The sequence below is a fragment of the Bacillus clarus genome (assembly GCF_000746925.1).
GTDB lineage: Bacteria > Bacillota > Bacilli > Bacillales > Bacillaceae_G > Bacillus_A > Bacillus_A clarus.
In genome coordinates this window covers 235,544-255,448 of record NZ_JMQC01000011.1, presented here as the reverse complement: position 1 = coordinate 255,448, position 19,905 = coordinate 235,544, and the positions used below count along the sequence as shown (strand labels likewise).

The window sequence follows — 19,905 nt, the reverse complement described above, 5'->3', positions numbered from 1 at the left end:
ATGATAAATGAAATGAATATCTCTATTATGTTTAATGGTGTTAGATAAGGGGGATCTATGAACTTTATAGATAAACGAGGCGGCTTTTTTATAATAGATAATGAAGTTATAGATAATGGTGAGTTGGATGTTTACGCGTTTAAAACTTATGCTGTCATTGTTAGACATGCAAATCAAAAGACAAAATCAGCTTTTCCATCACTTAATACACTAGCTAAAAAGGTTGGGTGTGGGAAGAAAAAGATTATTGAGTGTATCAAGATTTTAGTAGAGAGGGGATATATTTCTAAGACGTTAAGAAAAGATGATAGGGGAGATCATCTTTCTAATCTATATCACCTTTTACCAACACCAAGTGCCTCACAAAGGCAAGAGATGGTATCGGAAAGAGAACAAGGGAGTATTTTGGAGAAATTAAAGGTAGTAACTGAAGGAAACACAAACAAAACGAATTGTAATAAACTAGAGTTAAAAGGAAATATCCAAGATGAAGATACGGAATATTCGGATTCGTTTGAGCGAGTGTGGAAACTATACCCTAAAAAGATTGATAAGAAACTAGGGTATAAATCATTTAAAATGGCTACTAAGAAGCATTCTATTGAAACGATACGCTTAGGAACACAAAGATATGCTGAATATATTAAAGGGAATAGTGTAGAAACAAGATATATTAAACATGCCACTACTTTTTTCAATAATGAATGTTATCTAGAATATATCGAACTGAAACAACAGCATGAATTTACAAAAGTAATTCGAACAAGTAACTTTTCGATAGATAGTTTATTAGATTGAGGTGAATTGAGTGGATAAGTATCAGGTGCATTACGAAAATGAATGCTATAGTCTCGGAATGATGATCCATGATAATAGTTTAATATATGAAACAAGGTTAAGGTCAAAACATTATTTAAATATATATAATAGAAATTTATTTAAAATAATGAAAGAACTTCAAAGTAATGACAAACCTGTTGATATGATTTCACTTTCTCAAATTGGCGAAGATAAGATGGCTACGTTTGGTGGAGTTAGTACATTAAGTAATGTATATGAATTAGGGATTTTAACTCATAATTTTAAATACACAGAAGATAAGATGATTGAATTTATTGCAGTAAATGAAGCTCTTCATACATTCGAAGTGTTTAAAGAAAAATCAAAATTCACGCACAGCTATCAACAACTTAACAAAGTTTTATCTGAAATTAATAATATTCCAGGTACTACAATGAAATCACAGCCTTCTTTTAAAGAAAAATTAGAGAATCGTATTCTAATGCATAGTCAAATGCCTTTAAATGGAATAAGCGGAACCCCTACGGGTTTCACTACTCTTGATAAAGGTTTAGATGGTTGGCAACCATCAGATTTAATAGTAGTAGCAGCTCGCCCATCTGTAGGGAAAACAGCATTTGTACTGGAAAGTATGCGGCGTGGAGCACATCAAAATCAGGAGTATCTGGGGACATTTTTCTCTTGTGAGATGGATGAAAATAAGATTATAGATAGATGGATTGCTGCAGAAGGAAAAATTCCTGTTGCGATAATGAATAATCCAAATAAATTTTTTTATGGAAAACAAAAATATTGGGAGAAATATCACAAGGCATGTGGTAAATTAGCCGAACTCTCCATTAATGTTCGTTCAGAGAAGAATATTAATCAAATTCGAACAGTGATTCGTCAAATAGTAAAAGAAAATCCTGATAAAAAGCATTTCTTTGCAATAGATCATTTAGGACATATTGATGTAGATGATTCGTTTCAAAATAATCATCTCAAATTTACATACATTATGAAACAGCTAAAAGAAATACAAAAAGAACATGGTGTGCCAATCATGCTTGTAGCGCAATTAAATCGTAGTGTAGAGGGAAAACAAGACAAAGCACCTACAATGGCTGATATTCGTGAATCAGGAAGTATTGAGGAGATTGCTGACCTTATTATTTTTCCTCATCGTCCAGCATATTTTAATAGAGAGCAGCAAGAAGAAGAAATTCATGATGTTGAATTAATTATTGCGAAAAATCGAAATGGATTTGTGGGAACACTACCATTCCAGTTCGTTAAAAAAACAAATATATACCTTGAAAAAGGAATTTAGTGCTATGACAATATTAGAGCTTTATACAGAGGCAAAAAAAGATGGAATAGTAAGTGTTTGGTTACTAATTGAATATCTTGTGTTTGAGCGGAAGGTGTTGACTTTTGAAGATCAGGTTAGTCGCCTAGATTACTATTTTGAATTAAGATTTAGACATAGTATGAATCAATATTTAAAGGAATATATGAGAAATCGAAATATTCGTACGTTTGTTTTATAAGTAATGTATAAGTGTTGGAAGTTGTATGAAATAAAGGACATAAAATTAAGAAGAATATAGTAAAGAACCCCCTTTTACATTTATATATAATTATAAAAGGATTTATGGTGGTTGTATTTAAGTTCAGGAGGATCAATGGGAAAAAAAGATGAGTTAATTGTGTATTTAATTAAGAATGGGATATACAAATTTAATAAATATCAACTATGGGAACTTAGTGAAAAACAATTAGATAAATTGATAAAAAAATTAAATCAATGAGATGAAAGACTCAAAAAAATGAAGTGAATTATAAAATTATTTTATTTTTTAATCAAATCGATTAAGTACATTTTAGTGTGAAAAATAGTATTTATTGACTAAAAAGAAAAGAGGCTAATAGGAGGATTAATAATGGAACAACTTTTTCTTAAGGACTTGGCACAGGAAATCGAAATATTGAAGATTCAAATCCGAGATTTAGAGATAGAACATAAGTTTCTGATGAAAAATATGGTCATGGGCGCCCCAAAATTCAATAGTGTGGTGGACTATACAAAAGAACGTGTACAAGGTGGACAAATACCGTTAGATTTAGTAGAAATTCATACTAGGCATAATAAGATTGCTGATAAAATTAATGTATTAACGGAGATGGTACAGGAGAAACAAAAGGTAATGAATCAAGTTACAGACGTGATGGAAAGTATGAATGACTTAGAAAAACGTATTATGTATTATCGTGATGTTAAAGGAATGAATTTGAAACAAATTGCTGTAGTACTAAATTATAGCCATAGTCATATTAGAAGAGTGAGTAGTAAAATGAAACGATATGATGAAAAAAATATGCTTCATTAATTGTAAGTAACGATATATGTTATTAGAGATAACTTACAAATTTACACTTTGTAGTATAGTATAATTTTAAAAAATATGTATGTAAACTATATCTTTTGAATCAAAGATTTGTTTTGGTATAAAAAAGCACTCAATTGAGTGCTTTTTCCCTTTGTCTACCGTTATCCCTCGACACTTCTTTTTACCTCATCCTTGTCAGCTTTGACTTCAGCATCTTCCATATAAATCGATTCGATGATGGGGATGGACTGTCTCACGCTTTTCTTTGCGTTCTTTTTGAGTTTAATAATTTTGTTCATGTCATCACTCTAATCTCCAATAATACAAAAGATTGGAGATTAGACAAAGTACTATAAGCTCATCTTCTATATAATATAGTGACTAAAGTTAGATTGTAGTTTTAGTAAAAGGTATAAATTTACTAACTAACAATGTTTTGTTTGTGCAATCTAATCGTAAGGTACGTATTCCTATCAACATCATCAAGGTGGAGATTTCCTTTAGAAAATATATGAAGAGATTGTAAAAGGATAAAATAGTAGAACTTGATACCGCTTTAAAAGAGATGAATCCCCGCTTTGTAGCAAACGAGGATTCCCCATACCGTTTAAGGCTTGTATATTAATCTGCTTTCTCTGCCTCATATATCACTTGTAATAAGATGATGCGAGAAGTATTCTACCAGAATGATATGCTGATAGGTTTCTTTGATTGAAAAAGATACTTGGCCAGCTCTTTGGGAGTTAATGCAGATAGTACATTCGGAGGCATTTTTCTAAGATATTTTAACGCCATCCTTGCATTATCGGTAAATCTTGAAAATATTAGTGAAATTTGTGTACTCAGCGTTTCTATTTTTCAAAAAAATTCCTCTTACTGGTAATCCCCAGGTACATTGTCTGTGATATTGAATGAACGGGTAGCACTTTGAGCAAAATGTCCAGTGATCGAATCAGTTACATTCCACTTCTTATTCACAAGGCGTTCCAAGTTAATGTCATAATACTATGTGTACCCTGGAGCATTGTTTAATTGTGTGAAATCTACTGTTGTAGCACCCGAAGTGTAATAACTCGCATCGGTCCAATCACTTACTTGTGAAGTGTAACCACCATGAATATATCCTTCCATTTTGTTTTCGCCTCAAAATATTGTAGTTTATACTTTGTATTAATAGAGCTTATTTATTGGTATAAATCAGGGTAATCTTTATTTTAATAAGTGATACGGAAGTAGAATAAATAAAACATCTAGGAGGAATTTTTGGAATGATAGTTTTAATTGATAACCAATATACTTTCCCTATAAACAGAAAGATTCAGTTTACCCATCCCTTCGTGAAAAATACAATATAAGGCCTAATGGCCGAGTATGTGCTCTAGTTCACATGATTTTTTTCAATATAATTTCTTCAATTGTAAAATTTTAAATGAAATTTAATCAAAATGTACTATATTAAGAAACAGCAATTACACCAATTACTAAAGAAAAAGAGAAAAAATAGTAAAATAAATAGTTTAAGTTATAAAGAGTATTTTTAAAAAAATTTAAATCTATACACCTCTTATTGTTTGTCACATAAAAATGAAAATCATTCTATTAGTGTAGGGACATGACATAAAAACGAAGAAATCATATCCTGGAAAGAAGATATTAGTACTTTATATTTTTACATAATATATATAAGATATACTCCTAGAATGAGTAGTTTTATAGTAAATATTTCTTGTTAAGTTATTTTTGTTAATATTAGTATTGTTAGTGTTTCCTTCAGAAACTACCTCTAGTTTTTCTAAGATATTCACTTAGTTTTTCTCAAACACCATTTGGTTTTTCTAAGATACTAGACAAAGAATTTATTTTTTTATGACTTTCCAATAGAAGTCTTTTTCCTTAAAAATGAGAAGATGTAAATATCAATTTTAAAATGTACATAAATAGGGACAATTAAGTTTTAGGTAGGCTGTAAAAAGAAATGATATAGGGAAGGGATTAAGTTAATAATATGTTTATCCTAATGGATAAGTGAACTACCTATCATCTAGATTCTAACGAATTTTGAAGTGAAGATTTTTTAGTTCCAGGACGAAAGCAATCTTTCATTTCTCTAACTGTTACTTCGATTTATTCCATTCCTAGATATCCAATAATTAGATGTTCTTTTTTACGATTGATATTTTACGTAGGAACGGAGCAACTTTATTTTCTCCCTGTAGCCTGTTATATCAAGTTATCAAAGTTTTTTGTGTGCATAGTTTATTAAAAGCCTTTTGTCTGTGCTAAAGCGAAATGCATTTCCTGCCTAGCGTTGTGTTATTACTTTAGATATGCTTGAGGAAGGAGAATTCTTTCGGATAAAGTTTTTAGTGTGATATCTTAGATGTTTTTTAGGATCCTATGAACTTCTAACAAGTTAAACTATGAATAACAGTACTAGGGAGAATTAAAGTAATTTTATATTTGAATTTTAAATATTAGAGGCTAGGTATGTGAATTGAAGAAATTTAAGCTATTCATAGTAGCCCGAAAAAGCAATGTTTTTTCGTAATATGCTATTGCGGAGATTCTAGTACAAGCTTCTACAGAGAAAGATAGATTATTTTATAGGAGATGATATTTATGGGTTGTAGTTCACCTTATGAATTTTTTTACGTATGAGTGTGTATAGATGTCAATTCATATAGTGCAAGAGCAACATCAATTGATGTAACAATAGAAATAGAAGCAATTGATAATGCATTAGAAAATGTCGAAGAAGTAGAAAGAGATTTTATTAAATATAGATATTTTTATAACTGGACAATTGATAAATGCTCTTTGAGGATAGGATATAGTGATAAAACGTTGTTTTTAATCCGTAACCAGGTTATAAAGAAATTCCTTATTCGTTTGGGATCTATCACAATTATATAATTTTATATGTATTTGGGGTACAATCTGTTTGAAATGAAATTTGAAAGTAATAATGTACATTTTGAAAGAATGAACCTGAAAATAAATAGATGATACACTCATGCTACACTTATGTCACACTGCACTTGATTAATTATTGGTATAATATTAGTAGGTAGAAGTGGATTTAAAGGATGAAAAATTAATCCTATTCTTTTCTGATCAGGTATGGAATTAACGTTGTTCTTTTAATGTTAAATTGGAATGTATTTAGCTTAATGATTTTATTACTAAGTCTGTCAAAATGAAAGTGTATTTTATATTTTTCAATTCTTTATCCATGATAACATGTATCACTTTCATATAACTGATATATTTAAATTATTTGTATTGTAGGGAATGAACAGTTATTTGAATTTGAATATTCTAAAGTATAACAAATGCTAAATAAACAACTAGAAATACTTAAAAATAGTAAAGTGAAATGGATTTCAAATATTTAACAAAATATAGTTTAAAAAATAGAAGCATATACGAGCTTCTATTTTTTATTGACAAAAGGGGATGAATATAATGGAAGAACAGATTGTAAATATCATGCTATCACAAGGTGCTTTTGGCGCCTTATTTGTTTGGCTGCTATTTTCAACAAGGAAAGAGAGTAAAGAATTATTAGAATCAACACGCCAGGAAAACAAAGAGCGGGAAGATAGATATCAGCAAACAATCACAGAAAATCAAATTGTTATTACTAAGCAAGCTGAAGCTTTTGGTGCTCTATCTAAAGATGTATCTGAAATCAAACAAATTTTGGGTACAAAAGGAGATAACTGATTTATGAAAAAAATATCACGTCTATTTACCTTTATATTTATGACATTTATGTCTTTAGTAAGCTTTACTACAGGTGCTTTTGCTGATAGAACTCTTTTTATAGAGAACTTACCGAAAATTCCTTATCGAAATGGTGTAGGTGCATATGAAGGTGTTGTTGCGCACAGTACAGCGACACCGGAAGCGCCAGCTATCAATATTCAAAGATATGAAACTCGTACATGGCATTCAGCTTTTGTACATTATGCAGTAGATTGGAATGAAACAATTCAAATTGCGGATACAAAGTACATTGCATATGGTGCAGGTCCAAATGCAAATAGTCGATTTGTACATGTAGAGCTTTGTGAAACTGCTGATTATGATAAATTCAAGCGTTCCTACGATAAATATGTGAAGTTACTTGCGATGATTTTACGTAATCAGGGATTATCGGTAGAAGAAGGGTTATGGACACACGATGATGTCCGTAGACATCTTGGGGGTACAACACATGAAGATCCTTTGGCTTATTTATTAAATCACGGTGTTTCTGAGTCTCAATTTCGTTCTGATGTAAAGCGGGCATACGGTCATTCTAATGATGGATCTAATTCTACGGAATCATTAGAAGTAAATGTACCTTCGATTAATAAAGTTGTATATATAGAAGGATTAAATATTAATTTACGAAAAGGACCTGGGACAAGTTATTCAGTCATTCGTCAGGTAAACAAGCCAGAATCTTATGCTGTATTAAGTGAACAAAATGGATGGTTAAACCTTGGAGAAAATCAATGGATAAAATATGATCCATCCTATATTAGGCTCGATACAAAGGAGAATGTGAGTTCATCAATTGTAGGACACCGTATGGTGTCTAAGGTAGATAATTTACGCTTCTATAAATCGCCTTCTTGGGAAGATAAAGATGTTGCTGGTGTTGTAAATGTTGGAGAAGGTTTTATTATAGATGCTGAGATTATAGTAAATGGTTCCAAACAATATAAAGTTCATAATAGCAAAAATATGACATTTTATATTACGGCAAGCTCATCTTATATAGAAGTCAAATACTGATTAAAGAGCAATGTCCTCTGGGCATTGCTCTTGTTTAGTTTGTTATAAGTATTTGAAGTGTTTTAATGTTTTGTACATAAAAAACTATGATTATATGAATTTTTTAATCAAGTATTTATTCTTTAAATCTTTTTTCTATCCAATACAAGGGGGAATTCTGTTTGAAACAATTATTTCTAATACCAACAATTGATAAGGAAACAGAAAAGAAAGTTCACAAGGAAGTAATTAATATTTTAAAAGAATATCGTGCATTAAAGATATACTTTGAAAACGTAGCTGAACAAAAAAGAGAAGGAGTTATTTTATTTTCTAAAATGAATGAGATGGAAAATATTAATCGTATGAAATTTGAACAGATTGAAAGAGTACTGTGTAAAGGGTTAGATGAAGATCAACGTAATATTATTGGTATAAAGTATCTAAGTAATAAGAAATGTAATGATGATTATATTTACGACAAATTATTAATGAACAGAGATAAATTTTATAAAAGAAAGAAAAGTGCTTTACGGTTAATTGCAATTGCTTTAGGACTTATTTAAAAACATTTTATATCCTTAGAGTATTTTTTAAATATTGGGAGGTTATTTTTTTGAACAACAAAAATGTGGAAAATTTATATAATTTGTATCAAGAAAAATTAGAAGATCCTATCATGCAGAATTTTCTGGGGAATTCAGATAATTATGGGTTATTTCTTAATGTTATAGAACAACCAACCAATGACAACAAACAGTTACTAGATAAGGCTTTTAAAGTTCATTTTAAAAAAGTAAAAATAATAAGTTATATTAGTAACTTAATTTACTTTTATTCTATAGGTTTTGATAAAAAAGTTTCCACTAATAATAAGAGAAATATATTAAATTTAGATAAATCAATTACTAATGAAGGGGAGAATAATACAACTATCTTGGAACTAATGAACGATGATTTAACAGATATTACTTATATGCAATTCGAAGAAAATCAAACTGACTTAAAAGAGCATATAACAGACGAATTGCTATACAAAGGTTTAGATTTATTAAGTGAAAAGCAGCTGAAAATATTAAATTTATATTATGTTCATCAATACAATAATAAACAAATTTCACGAATTCTATCGGAATCAGAGCAGACAATTTCTTATAATCATAAACAAGCTTTGAAAAAACTCAAATCACAATTAATATGAGGTGAAATAATTTATGGTAGAATTAAAGGATGAAATTTTAAGTAGTTGTAATTATGAAGAGGTCTTACAACTTTTCAATTTTAAAATTCGTAGCTGTTTACATAATACTCCCTATCAAGAAAGAGAGGATTTAGAACAAGAGATTAAGATGGAAATATTTAAAAAAATAGATGTTATTAATAAATTGGAAGTTACTGGTTTCTTTCAGTTTTTAGATTCTGGTACAAATAATTAAAAGGGAAGAAGAGTGGACTGTATTGTATTGATAACCCCAAGCAAAATGGTTATAAGTTGATAGGTATTTAAATTAGTGCGTAGTTAGTAAGAATTAATAAAATTATGTTAATATCAATTTATGTGCTATAAAACTAGGGGGAAAGTGTAATGAAGAAATTATTATTAATAATTGGAGTATCCACTATTTTATTAGGAGCATGTAGTGAAAATAAACCTACAAAACAGAAAAAGGAACAAGTAGAAAACTTGGAAATGGAAAAGAAGAAAGAACAAGGTGAAAAGGTTAGTGAGGGTAAAGAATATATAGTTGCGAAAATTAAAACAGACGTTATTTGTCTAGAGGATGCCAATCATGGAAAAAAAGATAATACTGTGGAAATAAATAAATATGATATAATTGAAACTTCATGGAAGGGCCCTAAAAGAAATGGCAGTATTGATGTGGGTGATTATGTATCTTTTGAAAAAACTGCGAATAATCAATATAAAGCCATTATAACGAAAGATGTTGTTGGTGAAATAAAATACGATGGAACAATTAAATATAAAATTATTGAAGCGAATGATAAGGCAGTTAAATGGTTACCTTTGAATAAAGAGAATAATGGTGGTAATGTGCCACCAGAAATGATAAAAGTTGTAAATGATAAAAAAATAAAGGTTGGAAGCATTGTAACAATAAAAGAAATGAACTCAAACCCACAAGAGATAAATTTTGAACTAACTATTATAGAGTAATAAGATAAGGCAAGAGATATAGGGTCTTGTAGGGAGTTAAAAGGAAGTCCTTTTCAGAGTTTTAATAGAATTTGAAGTGGAATGAAATAACAAAAATAAAAAAGGTGTCGAATTCTTTATAAAAAATTTGACATCTTTTTTTATTTTTTTCACTTGTCCTTAACTTTATTAGATAAGAGCGTAATTTACTAAGTGGTCGGATTAAATATTACTTTTATCGACATTGGTAAATTGTGTTAAATTAAATCTGAATTTGGGAAGGGGTTTTTATTATGCCTTGTAATGCAAACACTAGTATTTTTACTTTATGTACTGATGCAACATCTTATTCTAAAGGTGCAACTTCTGTTGATGTAAGCTGTACTTTTAACGGAGGCGGAATCCAAGGTCCGAATGGTAATGCAGTAGCACCGAACTTTTCATATACTTTTTATCTGCAACGACATAACGGCTCTACATGGATGAACCAACGATCAGCGTCTGGTACTTTTAATCATCAAACACCTACTAAGGCTTTGAGCCTTTCTGGTCTTCAGGGTGGACTTTATCGCGTATTAATGAGTTATCAATCTCAAGCTAATCCATCTTATAATGGACTTGTTAATACTTATGCATTTAATGTTGCTCGTTAATAAATTGTAGGGAAAGCGAAGGGAGAAGAAAAGCTCTCTTCGCTTTTTATCTATTTCATACTATCGCTCAGACAGAATATAAGAGCGGTTATTGAATTAGGGAATTGATATAAAAAATATAAGAGAATATAAATGCAAAATAAAAAAAGAATGGAATATTAAAGTTATAAAAAAAATTTTTATTTTTTCTGTATCTTTATGAGGTAAGAAGAACTGTAGAACAAAGAGCTTTACTCTAAGGGAAATTGGGAATCTTAGTATAGTAAAGTGTTTAAGGTAGGAAGGAAAAGTTTTTAGAGAAAAGAAGAATAAAAGAGCTACAAACGTCAGTTAGAAATTCTATTATATATATCGTCTTTAAAAATAATAAGACTTACAAATTTAAAACTAGGATGAAGTTTCATTTTAATTTCCAATATATACTTTTCTTTTTGTAAATTTTAGCAGATATCAGGAGGGAAAATAATGAAAAAAGAAATTGTTTTATATGGAAATGATCGATGTAAAACTTGTGTAGATGCAAAAGTATGGTTACAAGAAAATTCTATTCCATATATTATGAAGGATGTTGCAGATGAAGCGAATCTGCAAGAGTTTGTGAAATATAAGGAACCAAGTATTCCAGTACTCATTATTAAAGACTATAAACGACCAACAGAAACAAAAATAATTAGTTTCAATTCTAAAAGTTATGAGCAAATGTTAAAGCCAAAAAAATAATACTAAATATAAGCTTTAGAGTTTTTGCACCAGAACCCTAAAAACAATAGTTTTCATCATGGAAGATAAATTTAATGATTGTTAATTGGGTTCTTAACTTTTTTCAATCGTACCCTATATAGATTTAATTTCAGCATCAGATACTTGAAACTAACTTTGCTAAAACCTGTCAGTAACGGTATGCAATATTGTTTTTTCTCTCTTTTTCAAATTGATGTTTAGACACAAAAATAGGCTGTGGAGAAGACTTTCTCCACAGCTTGAGAACAGGCACTCTTAAAAGTGCCTGTCCTTTGATAGAATTATAATTTATTAGTTAACTTGAAATTGTTTACTATATGTGAATTCGGAACCGTCGCGGAAAACAGCTACATATTTTCCAGAAGTATATGTATTTGTAAATTCAGTTATCCATACTGGGTATACATGGTGAGGTTCACCAAAACTTAGGTAAATTGTTTTATATCGATGCATTGAGCCATCTGAGTGTATTTTAAAGGTTTTTACAATAGCTCGATTATCTGTTTTTACCGTATCTTGAGTATAGTAAAATGCATCACCTGATTCATAAGAATCTTTTACACCTAAAGTTTGCGTATCTGCATAAGATAACTCTCGAATATTAGTGAATCCCCATAAATCTTTATCTGGTGCTGTATAGGGTTCTTGGTAAGCAGCAGCAGCTTGTGTAGTTGGTTGAACCATCTCAACTGCTGTAAAACCTCCAAATGTCAATGTTCCAATAAGTGCGAATTTTCCTAGCCTCATGATTTTTACCCCCAATAAATTATAATATACAGTTTTTTGTAAAATCACACACGAATATACCGTTTTCTATTAATTTTTGTATATATTTTCATTTTTAGAAATCTATCTCATAACTTTCAAGTATTAATGACATCCCTGTTCTCTTTAGAAAAGTAGCCCTATTTCTTATATATTTCATTACGTGCTTCATCTATTCTCGATTCAATAGTTCACCATGGTAGTAATTTTTTAGATTAAGTTCGTTTTCATATAGTAATCAGTGCATTTTTCAAGGTTAAATACAGTTGTTTGAATTTATAAATAATTTTAGAATAACAAAAAAGGGAATGAAACAATTAATAACCCTTGAAAATTAGAAAAGAATTTTTTTTTTTAATTTATTGAAAAAACAGTTGATTTAAAACTCCAAAAAATGTAATATCATTATGAAATATTAACCATATATTTTAATAAAATGGAATTTAAAATGTAAAAAGAGGGAAAGGTAATTTGAAATTTTATGGAAATTATATATTTCTATAAATGAATTTTTAGTTTTAATTCCGTTTATAGCGAAAGGAAGGTCATGTTGGATGACTGCTACAAAATTAGATTTACCGTTATCTGAAAACAAAGATTCTAGACTAGACAAAATTTCAGATGTGGATTCGTTTGAAAATCGGATTAACGATAAGACTATTCAAAGTAACCCTGTAGAAAAAGTAATCGCTACAATATGGGCTGAAGTCTTAAATTTGGATGAATTCAGTGTATTAGACATATTCTTTGAAGCCGGAGATTCTTTACTTGCTACAAGAGTTAATACAAGGGTACAAGAGGTATTCGGAGTAAATATTCCACTTCGACATATTTTTGATGCACCAACGGTGGTAGAGTTTTCGAAAGCGATTTCAGAACTTCCGGACATTGGGGAAAAAGTTAAACAAGTATCTAAAATGTTGGTTGAAATGTCTGAACTATCAGATGAAGAAACCGAAGCATTGCTTATGAAAAAGGGAGAGTAAATTAAGATGACTTCTACTAAGATAAACTTATTATTATCCGGTAAAAAAAGAGCGGTATTAGATGCAGTATTAAAAGAAAATTCTTTAGGGGGAGTTGCAAAAAAAATTCCCAACCGAAAAAATCCGCTTAAAGCGGCAATGTCATTTTCACAAATGCGACTTTGGTTCGTAGAGCAATTCCAGCAACAAACAACAGCTTATAATGTTCCTATGGCTTTACATATAAAGGGTTTGCTAAAAGTTGAAGTACTTGAGCAATCTTTAAATGAAATTATTAAGAGACATGAAGTGTTAAGAACAACAATAGCACTTGAAGATGGAGAACCGGTTCAAAATATTAATCAAGACTTTCATATTTCAATGATAAGCAGTAATTTAAAAGAGATGTCTAATGATGGACAATGGGAAAAAATTTATGAAGAAGTTAATAAGCCGTTTTGTCTTACTAATGATCCTTTAATTAGAATTACTTTATTTAAGATTAGTGAAGAAGAACATATTCTTCTTTTTGTCATGCACCATATGATTATTGATGGATGGTCAATGGGAATCATAATTAAAGAATTAGAACAGCTTTATAGTTCATATTCCCAAGGTAAACCATCTGAGTTAAAAGATCTGCCTGTACAGTTTGGTGACTTTGCTGAATGGCAACGAAATCAAGTTGAAAGTGGAAATATGAATCATCAATTGGATTACTGGAAGAAACAATTATTAGGAGCGCCCGCGCTTCTGGAATTACCTACTGATTTACCAAGACCTACTGTTCAAACCTTTAACGGTGCAAGTCATAAATTTCAAGTTTCAAAAGAACTTGTAGAGAAAATAAATAATTTAAGTAAACAAGAAGGCGCAACTTTGTTTATGTCATTGTTAGGAGCTTTCCAAATTTTCTTAGGACGTTATTCCCGTCAAGAAGATATTTGTGTTGGTACGCCTATTGCAAACCGAACGAACAGTGATTTAGAAGAGCTAATTGGATATTTTGCCAATACACTTGTTCTTCGTGGAGATCTTTCTGAAAATATTACTTTTCGTGAGTTCTTGAAACAAACACGTGATATGTCATTAGATGCATTTGCAAATCAAGACATACCATTTGAAAAATTAGTAGAAGTTTTAAAACCAGAGAGGGATTCAAGTTATAGTCCACTTTTCCAAGTCATGTTTGTGTTACAGAATGCATTTAACCTACAACCTGAGTTGCCAGAACTTTCTACTAGTTATGAAGTATTAGATAGTAAAGCATCAAAGGTCGATTTAACACTTACTTTTACTCCAAATAAAAACGGTTTGGTTGGAATTCTGGAGTATAATACAGACTTGTTTAAATCAGAAACAATTTTACAGATGACAAAATGTTATGTGACCTTATTAGAAAATATTTTGAAGAATCCAGATGAAAAAATTTGGTCTTTATCATTACTACAAGAATCTGAGCAAAAGACATTAATTAATGATTGGAATTCAAGCCTAAAAAATTATAATTGCGATCAACCACTGCATGTATTGTTTGAACAACAGGTTAAGCGCACACCTGATACTATAGCTGTGGTATTTGAGGATCAACGTTTAACATATAGTGAGCTGAATAGTCGTAGTAATCAGCTTGCCCATTTTTTACAGAAGAATAATGTAGAAAATGAGACGAAAGTGGGTGTTTATTTAGAGCGCTCTATGGAAATGGTTATTAGCATTTTGGGTATCCTTAAAGCGGGTGGAGCTTACGTCCCTATTGACCCTGCATATCCACAAGATAGAATCGCATATATGCTAGAGGACTCAAAAATACCACTTTTAATTAGTAAAGGAAGTAATGTATCTGACCTTCCAGAGCATAATGCTAAATTAATTCAGTTAGATAACGATTGGTCATTGATTGCTCAAGAGAGTAAGGAAAATACTATAAATAATGTTACTCAAGATAACTTAGCGTATATAATTTACACTTCGGGATCCACTGGTAAACCAAAAGGAACATTGGTAGAGCATGGTAATGTAGTACGACTCTTTAAATCGACAGAAAAATGGTATAACTTTAGTAATCAAGATGTTTGGTCAATGTTCCATTCATTTGCATTTGACTTTTCTGTATGGGAGCTATGGGGGGCATTACTTTACGGAGGCCGTCTTGTAGTTGTGCCGTATATGGTTAGTCGCTCTCCAGAATCTTTTTATGAATTATTGTGCAAAGAAAAAGTTACTGTACTTAATCAGACACCATCTGCTTTCCGTCAACTTATGCAAGAAGACGAGAAGTATATTGGCGATAATCTAGCCCTTCGTTATGTTATCTTTGGTGGAGAAGCATTAGATTTAGCTAGTTTAAAACCTTGGTATGAACGTCATGGGGATCAACATCCATTGTTGGTAAATATGTATGGTATCACAGAAACAACGGTTCATGTTACCTATCGACCACTCTCATGGGAAGATGTTCGAAATCCTCAAGGAAGCATAATTGGAATTCCTATTCCGGACTTATCTGTATATGTTTTAGATCAAAATTTGAAACCAGTTCCAGATGGTGTTTCAGGTGAAATGTATGTTGGTGGCGCTGGCGTTACACGAGGTTATTTAAATCGATTGGATTTAACTCAAGAACGATTCATTTCAAATCCGTATAGTTCTGATTCTAACTCAAGACTTTATAAAAGTGGTGATTTAGCACGTTATACGATGAATGGGGAGCTTGAATATTTAGGACGAATTGATCAACAAGTCAAAATTCGGGGATTCCGAATGGAAATAGGTGAAATTGAATCGGTTATTAGTGCTTTTCCAACCATTCGTGAAGTAGTCTTGACAGTACATGAAGATGAAAATCATGACAAGCGTTTAGTTGCTTATATCGTTCCTGTATTAAATCAAGAAATTTCTATCAATGAATTGCGTTCCTTTATGAAAGAGAAATTGCCAGATTATATGATACCTTCTGTATTCATTAAATTAGAAACACTACCCTTGACTACAAATGGAAAGGTTGATCGTAAAGCATTACCTGCACCTGATACAAGTAACTTTATGGTAGAGTCTGGTCAGGTTGCTCCTCGTAATACATTGGAGATGGAGTTAGCTGGAATATGGGAAGATCTTTTAAATATTAATTCAATTGGTGTGACTGATAATTTCTTTGATCTTGGCGGTCACTCCGTACTGGCTGTTAAGCTTATGTCATTAATTGAACGGAAATTTAATAAAAAATTACCAATATCGGTATTATTTGAAGGGCAAACAATCGAGCACTTAGCACAGCTTATTAGTGGGGACGACGATTTCATGCCAACGTCACCTTTAGTCGCTATTAATTCTAAGGGTTCACTTCCTCCAATTTATATCGTACATCCAGCTATGGGACAAGTTATGTGTTTTGCAGACTTAGCTCGTGACCTTGGTTCAGATCAACCTGTTTATGGATTACAGTCTGCAGGTCTTTATGGTGAGCGAGAACCATTTTCTTGTTTAGAGGAAATGGCGGCATACTATGTTGAAGCAATTAAAAAACATCAACCGGAAGGACCATATTTAATAGGTGGATATTGTGTTGGCGGTACTATTGCATATGAAATGGCATATCAACTTCAAAAACAAGGAGAGACAGTAGATGCACTAGCAATTATGGATATTTGTCCTCCAAGTGTAAATCCTGAATTAGATGATGCTTATATGGTTTGGTTCTTCGGTGATACTCTTTTAAATAGTTTTGGTATGAAGTTGGAGCAACTTTCAATAGAGGAATTACGAAATATGAATGATGAAGCTCAATTACAGTATTTAATGGATTTATGTAAGAGAGCAGATATCGTAAACGCTGATTTCACAACTGAACAGATGGAAAGCTGGCTCCGTACTTGGAAATCTACACTTCGTGCGGTAAATGGTTATCAAGCAAAAATGGCACCTCTTCCTATTACTTTCTTTGAAGCAATAGATGGGGAATATGATGGCCTGGATTGGAGTCGTCATACATCAGAAAAGGTAGAAGTAGTTCAAGTAGATGGAGATCACTTTACAATGTTACGTGATCCTCATGTAATTAGTTTGGCAAAGGGTTTGCAACAGACACTTGAAAAAGCTAGTTCGAAGGTTACTAATTAAGGGGATTTATAAGTATCTAATGTATGTCTAAGTCTTTTTAGATTATTTTAAAAGAGAATCTTGCTGTTAAAAGTAGTATTTTAACAGTGGGATTCTCTTTCTGTCTGAAATTTAAATTAATAAACTCTAATTTAAAGGAGAATAGATGCTGTAAATAATTACAATTTACTAAAATCTCCTACTTATAAATAAGGGAACGTATTTCTGATATTACTAAATTACAAGATTAGACAATATTACATCTATAATTGACACGTCCACTCCTAAAAGGAAAAGCTGACTAAAGTCCGCGGGCTACTGTACTGTTTGTTATGATATTCTTCTTTATGTTTTAGCGTCTTCTAGTTCTTGACGACATAGGTTGTTTTACGCACGAAATGAAATTGATGGAGCAACCGCATACAATATTCATTTTTCAGAGAACATAATCATTGTAGGGTCGTTTACAGGATTTTGAATAGATCTTAAAATGTTTTTGTTATATGAAAGTGATACTTTCATTCCACGCTTAAAGGCAGATTAAAGTTTTCTCGTATCGCAAAATATGTAATTGGTACACAGGATTTGTAACATAAAGAATATATAATTGATAGGGGTTTTATTAGCCAATAGTCCTGTTTTGTTATGTGCTTTTTGTATATTAAAATCAGGATTTGTTAATCAATTCTTCTTTATTCAATAACCTTTTCTATTCTATCATCAAATATAAAAGAATTAACAGCTCCCTCCTAAAGAGGGAGGCTGACTAACATCAGTGGGGTTTTTGCTACTAGGATGTAATCTGTTTCTGGTATCGCTGATGTGCAGCAGTGTACCATCACTACTCCCACGACAGACCGTATAGGTTCGTGGGCTACTTGTACAGTTACCATACCATATAGTTTAAATAGAAGGAAAAATTTTCTCGACAATAATCTGGTGCATTAATTAAGGTGAACATGTTTCATGCTTCCAATTATTCAACCTATCATATTATGCATAGAAAGAACTTCTTGATCGCTATATCATTAACAAAAAGAACCACTTTTTAAGTGGTTCTTTTTGTTAATGATAAGAGCGATTTTTTATGTTTTTCTTTATAAGGAATATTCATCCAGGATTAGGTATTGTATAAGCAAGTGAGCTATCCTCCACTTCGATTCTAACGAATTTTGAATTAAGGGAACCACAGCCTCACGATGAAAGCAACCTTTCGTTTCCCAGGACGCTACTTCGGTTTATTCCATTCCTAAACTTGAGGAAGGCGAATTTTATTGGATAAAGCGTTAAATAAATAATTCTTACAAGAAGAAATAAAGATATGAAATTCACATTATGGCTTGTTATATGAATAGACTATGATTATTTTGAGTCGCCCCTCTAACAAGTAAGTGTAAGGGACTATATCATAAGAGTCGGCTGTCAATTATCTTGAAATGGTGAATTTTCCACCGTAATAGTAATCTTCGCCTACTTTTAGCACAGCTACGTAACTGCCTGGCTCGTATACATTTGTAATAGGTGTAGTAAATTTACTGTAATTGGGATTGCCCGTATCTGATGGTTGAATTGTTTTGTAGCGTTGTAAATCACCATAATCGCTGTCACTATAATCGACTCGATATAGTTTAATTATACCTTTATCGGTCCCACTAACTTGAGTTGTGACGTCAAAAGTATCACCATGTTTAAGGTTGCCTACTGCTAATTCTATTCTGTAATCTGCATTGTGATGAATTAAGAAAAATTCTTGATATCTCCAGTCATCATAAACACCTTTAGCAGCCGATGCATGGTGAGGTTCTGTAAATATTTGAGATGATGTGAAGCCACAAAATGTTAATGCCCAGCTAAAACTACAGTTCTTAGTTTCTTCATACTAACTTCTCCCTCTAGTGATTTTTTATAGTTAAGTAGTTGCAAGTAAATAAAAATATAGTTTATTTCGTAATTTCGAACGCATCACCGTAATAGTAATGTTCACCTACTTTTAGTACAGCTACATAGCTTCCTGGTGTATATACAGTTGTGATAGGTGTAGTGAATCTACTCTTAAAGTGTTGACCTGTATCTTTGCCTTGGATTGTTATAAATCGCTGTAACTCATCCATACCATCACCGATACTATTTATACGGTATATTTTTACAATACCATTATCGAAGCCTCCAACTTCACATGTAATATCAAAAGTATCACCATGCCTTAGCGTGCCTACAGCTAACTCAGCTCGGTAATCAGCATTGTGATGAAGTAGGAAAAAGGATTGCCATCTCCAATCGTCCACTACAGGTGACGATTTTACTGCTGCAGCTGATGCTTGATTTGGTATTGAGAATACTCCTGATGCTGTAAAACCACCAATAGTTAATGCGCCGATAAGTACTGCGGACTTTAGTTTCTTCATATTAAAAAACCTCCTGTTTCAAATTAGTTAAGGAAATAATTACTGAAACAATGGAAAATAAATCTATAACTTCATAAATTATACAAACGTAATTGTACCATATATTGAGAATTAGATAAAGTGAATTGATTTAAAAGTCTAAAAATTAAAATGGGATTTTAGGAATGTGTATTCTTTTTATTTAAT

General features: G+C 31.3%; 19 protein-coding genes and 3 pseudogenes. 17 read left to right on the top strand and 5 right to left on the bottom strand.

The features are described from left to right. Positions 1–57 precede the first annotated feature (57 nt). The 5 genes from DJ93_RS29155 (at position 58) to DJ93_RS29140 (ending at position 3,173) form a co-directional block, all read left to right on the top strand. Positions 58–798: a helix-turn-helix domain-containing protein gene (locus DJ93_RS29155; protein ID WP_042985075.1), complete on the top strand. Its 741-nt coding sequence runs from the start codon at positions 58–60 to the stop codon at positions 796–798. A gap of 10 nt (positions 799–808) precedes the next feature. Next, positions 809–2,113: a DnaB-like helicase C-terminal domain-containing protein gene (locus tag DJ93_RS29150; protein WP_042985073.1), complete on the top strand. Its 1,305-nt coding sequence runs from the start codon at positions 809–811 to the stop codon at positions 2,111–2,113. 4 nt (positions 2,114–2,117) lie between these two features. Beyond that, the gene (locus DJ93_RS29145) at positions 2,118–2,333 is read left to right on the top strand and encodes a hypothetical protein (protein WP_042985072.1); all 216 of its coding nucleotides are present in this window, start codon (positions 2,118–2,120) and stop codon (positions 2,331–2,333) included. Between the two features lie 135 nt (positions 2,334–2,468). Continuing rightward, the gene (locus DJ93_RS34550) at positions 2,469–2,594 is read left to right on the top strand and encodes a hypothetical protein (RefSeq protein WP_259300288.1); all 126 of its coding nucleotides are present in this window, start codon (positions 2,469–2,471) and stop codon (positions 2,592–2,594) included. A 132-nt stretch (positions 2,595–2,726) separates the two neighbouring features. After that, positions 2,727–3,173, top strand: coding sequence for a sigma factor-like helix-turn-helix DNA-binding protein (locus tag DJ93_RS29140; protein ID WP_042985070.1), 447 nt, complete (start codon positions 2,727–2,729; stop codon positions 3,171–3,173). A 161-nt stretch (positions 3,174–3,334) separates the two neighbouring features. Here DJ93_RS29140 and DJ93_RS32985 read toward each other — a convergent pair whose 3' ends face one another. Then, complete coding sequence (locus DJ93_RS32985; protein WP_161785283.1) at positions 3,335–3,472, bottom strand: hypothetical protein; 138 nt, start codon at positions 3,470–3,472, stop codon at positions 3,335–3,337. 706 nt (positions 3,473–4,178) lie between these two features. Further along, positions 4,179–4,304 carry a hypothetical protein gene (locus tag DJ93_RS34545; RefSeq protein WP_259300287.1) on the bottom strand — a complete coding sequence of 42 codons (126 nt, stop codon included), beginning with the start codon at positions 4,302–4,304 and terminating at the stop codon, positions 4,179–4,181. 2,334 nt (positions 4,305–6,638) lie between these two features. On the opposite strand from DJ93_RS34545, the gene DJ93_RS29135 reads away from it, so the two are divergent. The 8 genes from DJ93_RS29135 (at position 6,639) to DJ93_RS29100 (ending at position 11,465) form a co-directional block, all read left to right on the top strand. Further along, positions 6,639–6,899 carry a BhlA/UviB family holin-like peptide gene (locus DJ93_RS29135; RefSeq protein WP_042985067.1) on the top strand — a complete coding sequence of 87 codons (261 nt, stop codon included), beginning with the start codon at positions 6,639–6,641 and terminating at the stop codon, positions 6,897–6,899. Positions 6,900–6,902: 3 nt separating this feature from the next. After that, positions 6,903–7,958, top strand: coding sequence for an N-acetylmuramoyl-L-alanine amidase (locus DJ93_RS29130; RefSeq protein WP_042984887.1), 1,056 nt, complete (start codon positions 6,903–6,905; stop codon positions 7,956–7,958). Positions 7,959–8,119: 161 nt separating this feature from the next. Further along, positions 8,120–8,503 carry an ArpU family phage packaging/lysis transcriptional regulator gene (locus tag DJ93_RS29125; RefSeq protein ID WP_042985064.1) on the top strand — a complete coding sequence of 128 codons (384 nt, stop codon included), beginning with the start codon at positions 8,120–8,122 and terminating at the stop codon, positions 8,501–8,503. Positions 8,504–8,553: 50 nt separating this feature from the next. Beyond that, a complete protein-coding gene (locus tag DJ93_RS29120; RefSeq protein WP_042985061.1) occupies positions 8,554–9,138 on the top strand; it encodes a sigma-70 family RNA polymerase sigma factor in 585 nt (194 codons plus the stop codon). A 13-nt stretch (positions 9,139–9,151) separates the two neighbouring features. After that, complete coding sequence (locus tag DJ93_RS29115) at positions 9,152–9,373, top strand: hypothetical protein (RefSeq protein WP_052109796.1); 222 nt, start codon at positions 9,152–9,154, stop codon at positions 9,371–9,373. Positions 9,374–9,522: 149 nt separating this feature from the next. Continuing rightward, positions 9,523–10,113 (top strand): hypothetical protein, encoded by a 591-nt coding sequence (locus DJ93_RS29110; protein ID WP_042985059.1) that lies wholly within the window; start codon positions 9,523–9,525, stop codon positions 10,111–10,113. A gap of 272 nt (positions 10,114–10,385) precedes the next feature. Further along, entirely contained in the window at positions 10,386–10,745 is a 360-nt protein-coding gene (locus DJ93_RS29105; protein ID WP_042985058.1) for a hypothetical protein, read from the top strand. A gap of 465 nt (positions 10,746–11,210) precedes the next feature. Next, a complete protein-coding gene (locus DJ93_RS29100; RefSeq protein ID WP_042985056.1) occupies positions 11,211–11,465 on the top strand; it encodes a glutaredoxin domain-containing protein in 255 nt (84 codons plus the stop codon). A 312-nt stretch (positions 11,466–11,777) separates the two neighbouring features. Here DJ93_RS29100 and DJ93_RS29095 read toward each other — a convergent pair whose 3' ends face one another. Beyond that, a complete protein-coding gene (locus tag DJ93_RS29095; protein ID WP_042985054.1) occupies positions 11,778–12,233 on the bottom strand; it encodes a DUF5065 family protein in 456 nt (151 codons plus the stop codon). 572 nt (positions 12,234–12,805) lie between these two features. Here DJ93_RS29095 and DJ93_RS29090 point away from each other — a divergent pair. The 4 genes and pseudogenes from DJ93_RS29090 (at position 12,806) to DJ93_RS35070 (ending at position 17,335) form a co-directional block, all read left to right on the top strand. Beyond that, positions 12,806–13,237 carry a phosphopantetheine-binding protein gene (locus tag DJ93_RS29090; RefSeq protein WP_042985053.1) on the top strand — a complete coding sequence of 144 codons (432 nt, stop codon included), beginning with the start codon at positions 12,806–12,808 and terminating at the stop codon, positions 13,235–13,237. A gap of 6 nt (positions 13,238–13,243) precedes the next feature. Further along, a pseudogene (locus DJ93_RS35080) lies at positions 13,244–14,677 on the top strand (condensation domain-containing protein); the annotation flags it as partial. A 69-nt stretch (positions 14,678–14,746) separates the two neighbouring features. Then, positions 14,747–16,489 (top strand): annotated as a pseudogene (locus DJ93_RS35075) (amino acid adenylation domain-containing protein); the annotation flags it as partial. Positions 16,490–16,516: 27 nt separating this feature from the next. Next, the gene (locus DJ93_RS35070; RefSeq protein WP_181969270.1) at positions 16,517–17,335 is read left to right on the top strand and encodes a thioesterase domain-containing protein; all 819 of its coding nucleotides are present in this window, start codon (positions 16,517–16,519) and stop codon (positions 17,333–17,335) included. 1,405 nt (positions 17,336–18,740) lie between these two features. Here the strand turns inward: DJ93_RS35070 and DJ93_RS31915 are convergent. Together DJ93_RS31915 and DJ93_RS29080 are read right to left on the bottom strand one after the other, a co-directional pair. Further along, positions 18,741–19,148, bottom strand: a pseudogene (locus tag DJ93_RS31915) (DUF5065 family protein); the annotation flags it as partial. Positions 19,149–19,254: 106 nt separating this feature from the next. After that, on the bottom strand, positions 19,255–19,719 hold the full coding sequence (locus DJ93_RS29080) for a DUF5065 family protein (protein WP_042985052.1): 465 nt from the start codon (positions 19,717–19,719) through the stop codon (positions 19,255–19,257). Positions 19,720–19,905: the final 186 nt, after the last annotated feature.

Bases quoted from the DNA above. Each gene is read 5' to 3' on its own strand.
- DJ93_RS29155 (WP_042985075.1), top strand. From the start codon at position 58: ATGAACTTTATAGATAAACGAGGCGGCTTTTTTATAATAGATAATGAA.
- DJ93_RS34545 (WP_259300287.1), bottom strand. From the start codon at position 4,304: ATGGAAGGATATATTCATGGTGGTTACACTTCACAAGTAAGTGATTGG.
- DJ93_RS32985 (WP_161785283.1), bottom strand. From the start codon at position 3,472: ATGAACAAAATTATTAAACTCAAAAAGAACGCAAAGAAAAGCGTGAGA.
- DJ93_RS29105 (WP_042985058.1), top strand. From the start codon at position 10,386: ATGCCTTGTAATGCAAACACTAGTATTTTTACTTTATGTACTGATGCA.
- DJ93_RS29135 (WP_042985067.1), top strand. From the start codon at position 6,639: ATGGAAGAACAGATTGTAAATATCATGCTATCACAAGGTGCTTTTGGC.
- DJ93_RS29130 (WP_042984887.1), top strand. From the start codon at position 6,903: ATGAAAAAAATATCACGTCTATTTACCTTTATATTTATGACATTTATG.
- DJ93_RS35070 (WP_181969270.1), top strand. From the start codon at position 16,517: ATGCCAACGTCACCTTTAGTCGCTATTAATTCTAAGGGTTCACTTCCT.
- DJ93_RS29095 (WP_042985054.1), bottom strand. From the start codon at position 12,233: ATGAGGCTAGGAAAATTCGCACTTATTGGAACATTGACATTTGGAGGT.
- DJ93_RS29140 (WP_042985070.1), top strand. From the start codon at position 2,727: ATGGAACAACTTTTTCTTAAGGACTTGGCACAGGAAATCGAAATATTG.
- DJ93_RS29115 (WP_052109796.1), top strand. From the start codon at position 9,152: ATGGTAGAATTAAAGGATGAAATTTTAAGTAGTTGTAATTATGAAGAG.
- DJ93_RS34550 (WP_259300288.1), top strand. From the start codon at position 2,469: ATGGGAAAAAAAGATGAGTTAATTGTGTATTTAATTAAGAATGGGATA.
- DJ93_RS29080 (WP_042985052.1), bottom strand. From the start codon at position 19,719: ATGAAGAAACTAAAGTCCGCAGTACTTATCGGCGCATTAACTATTGGT.
- DJ93_RS29110 (WP_042985059.1), top strand. From the start codon at position 9,523: ATGAAGAAATTATTATTAATAATTGGAGTATCCACTATTTTATTAGGA.
- DJ93_RS29100 (WP_042985056.1), top strand. From the start codon at position 11,211: ATGAAAAAAGAAATTGTTTTATATGGAAATGATCGATGTAAAACTTGT.
- DJ93_RS29090 (WP_042985053.1), top strand. From the start codon at position 12,806: ATGACTGCTACAAAATTAGATTTACCGTTATCTGAAAACAAAGATTCT.
- DJ93_RS29145 (WP_042985072.1), top strand. From the start codon at position 2,118: ATGACAATATTAGAGCTTTATACAGAGGCAAAAAAAGATGGAATAGTA.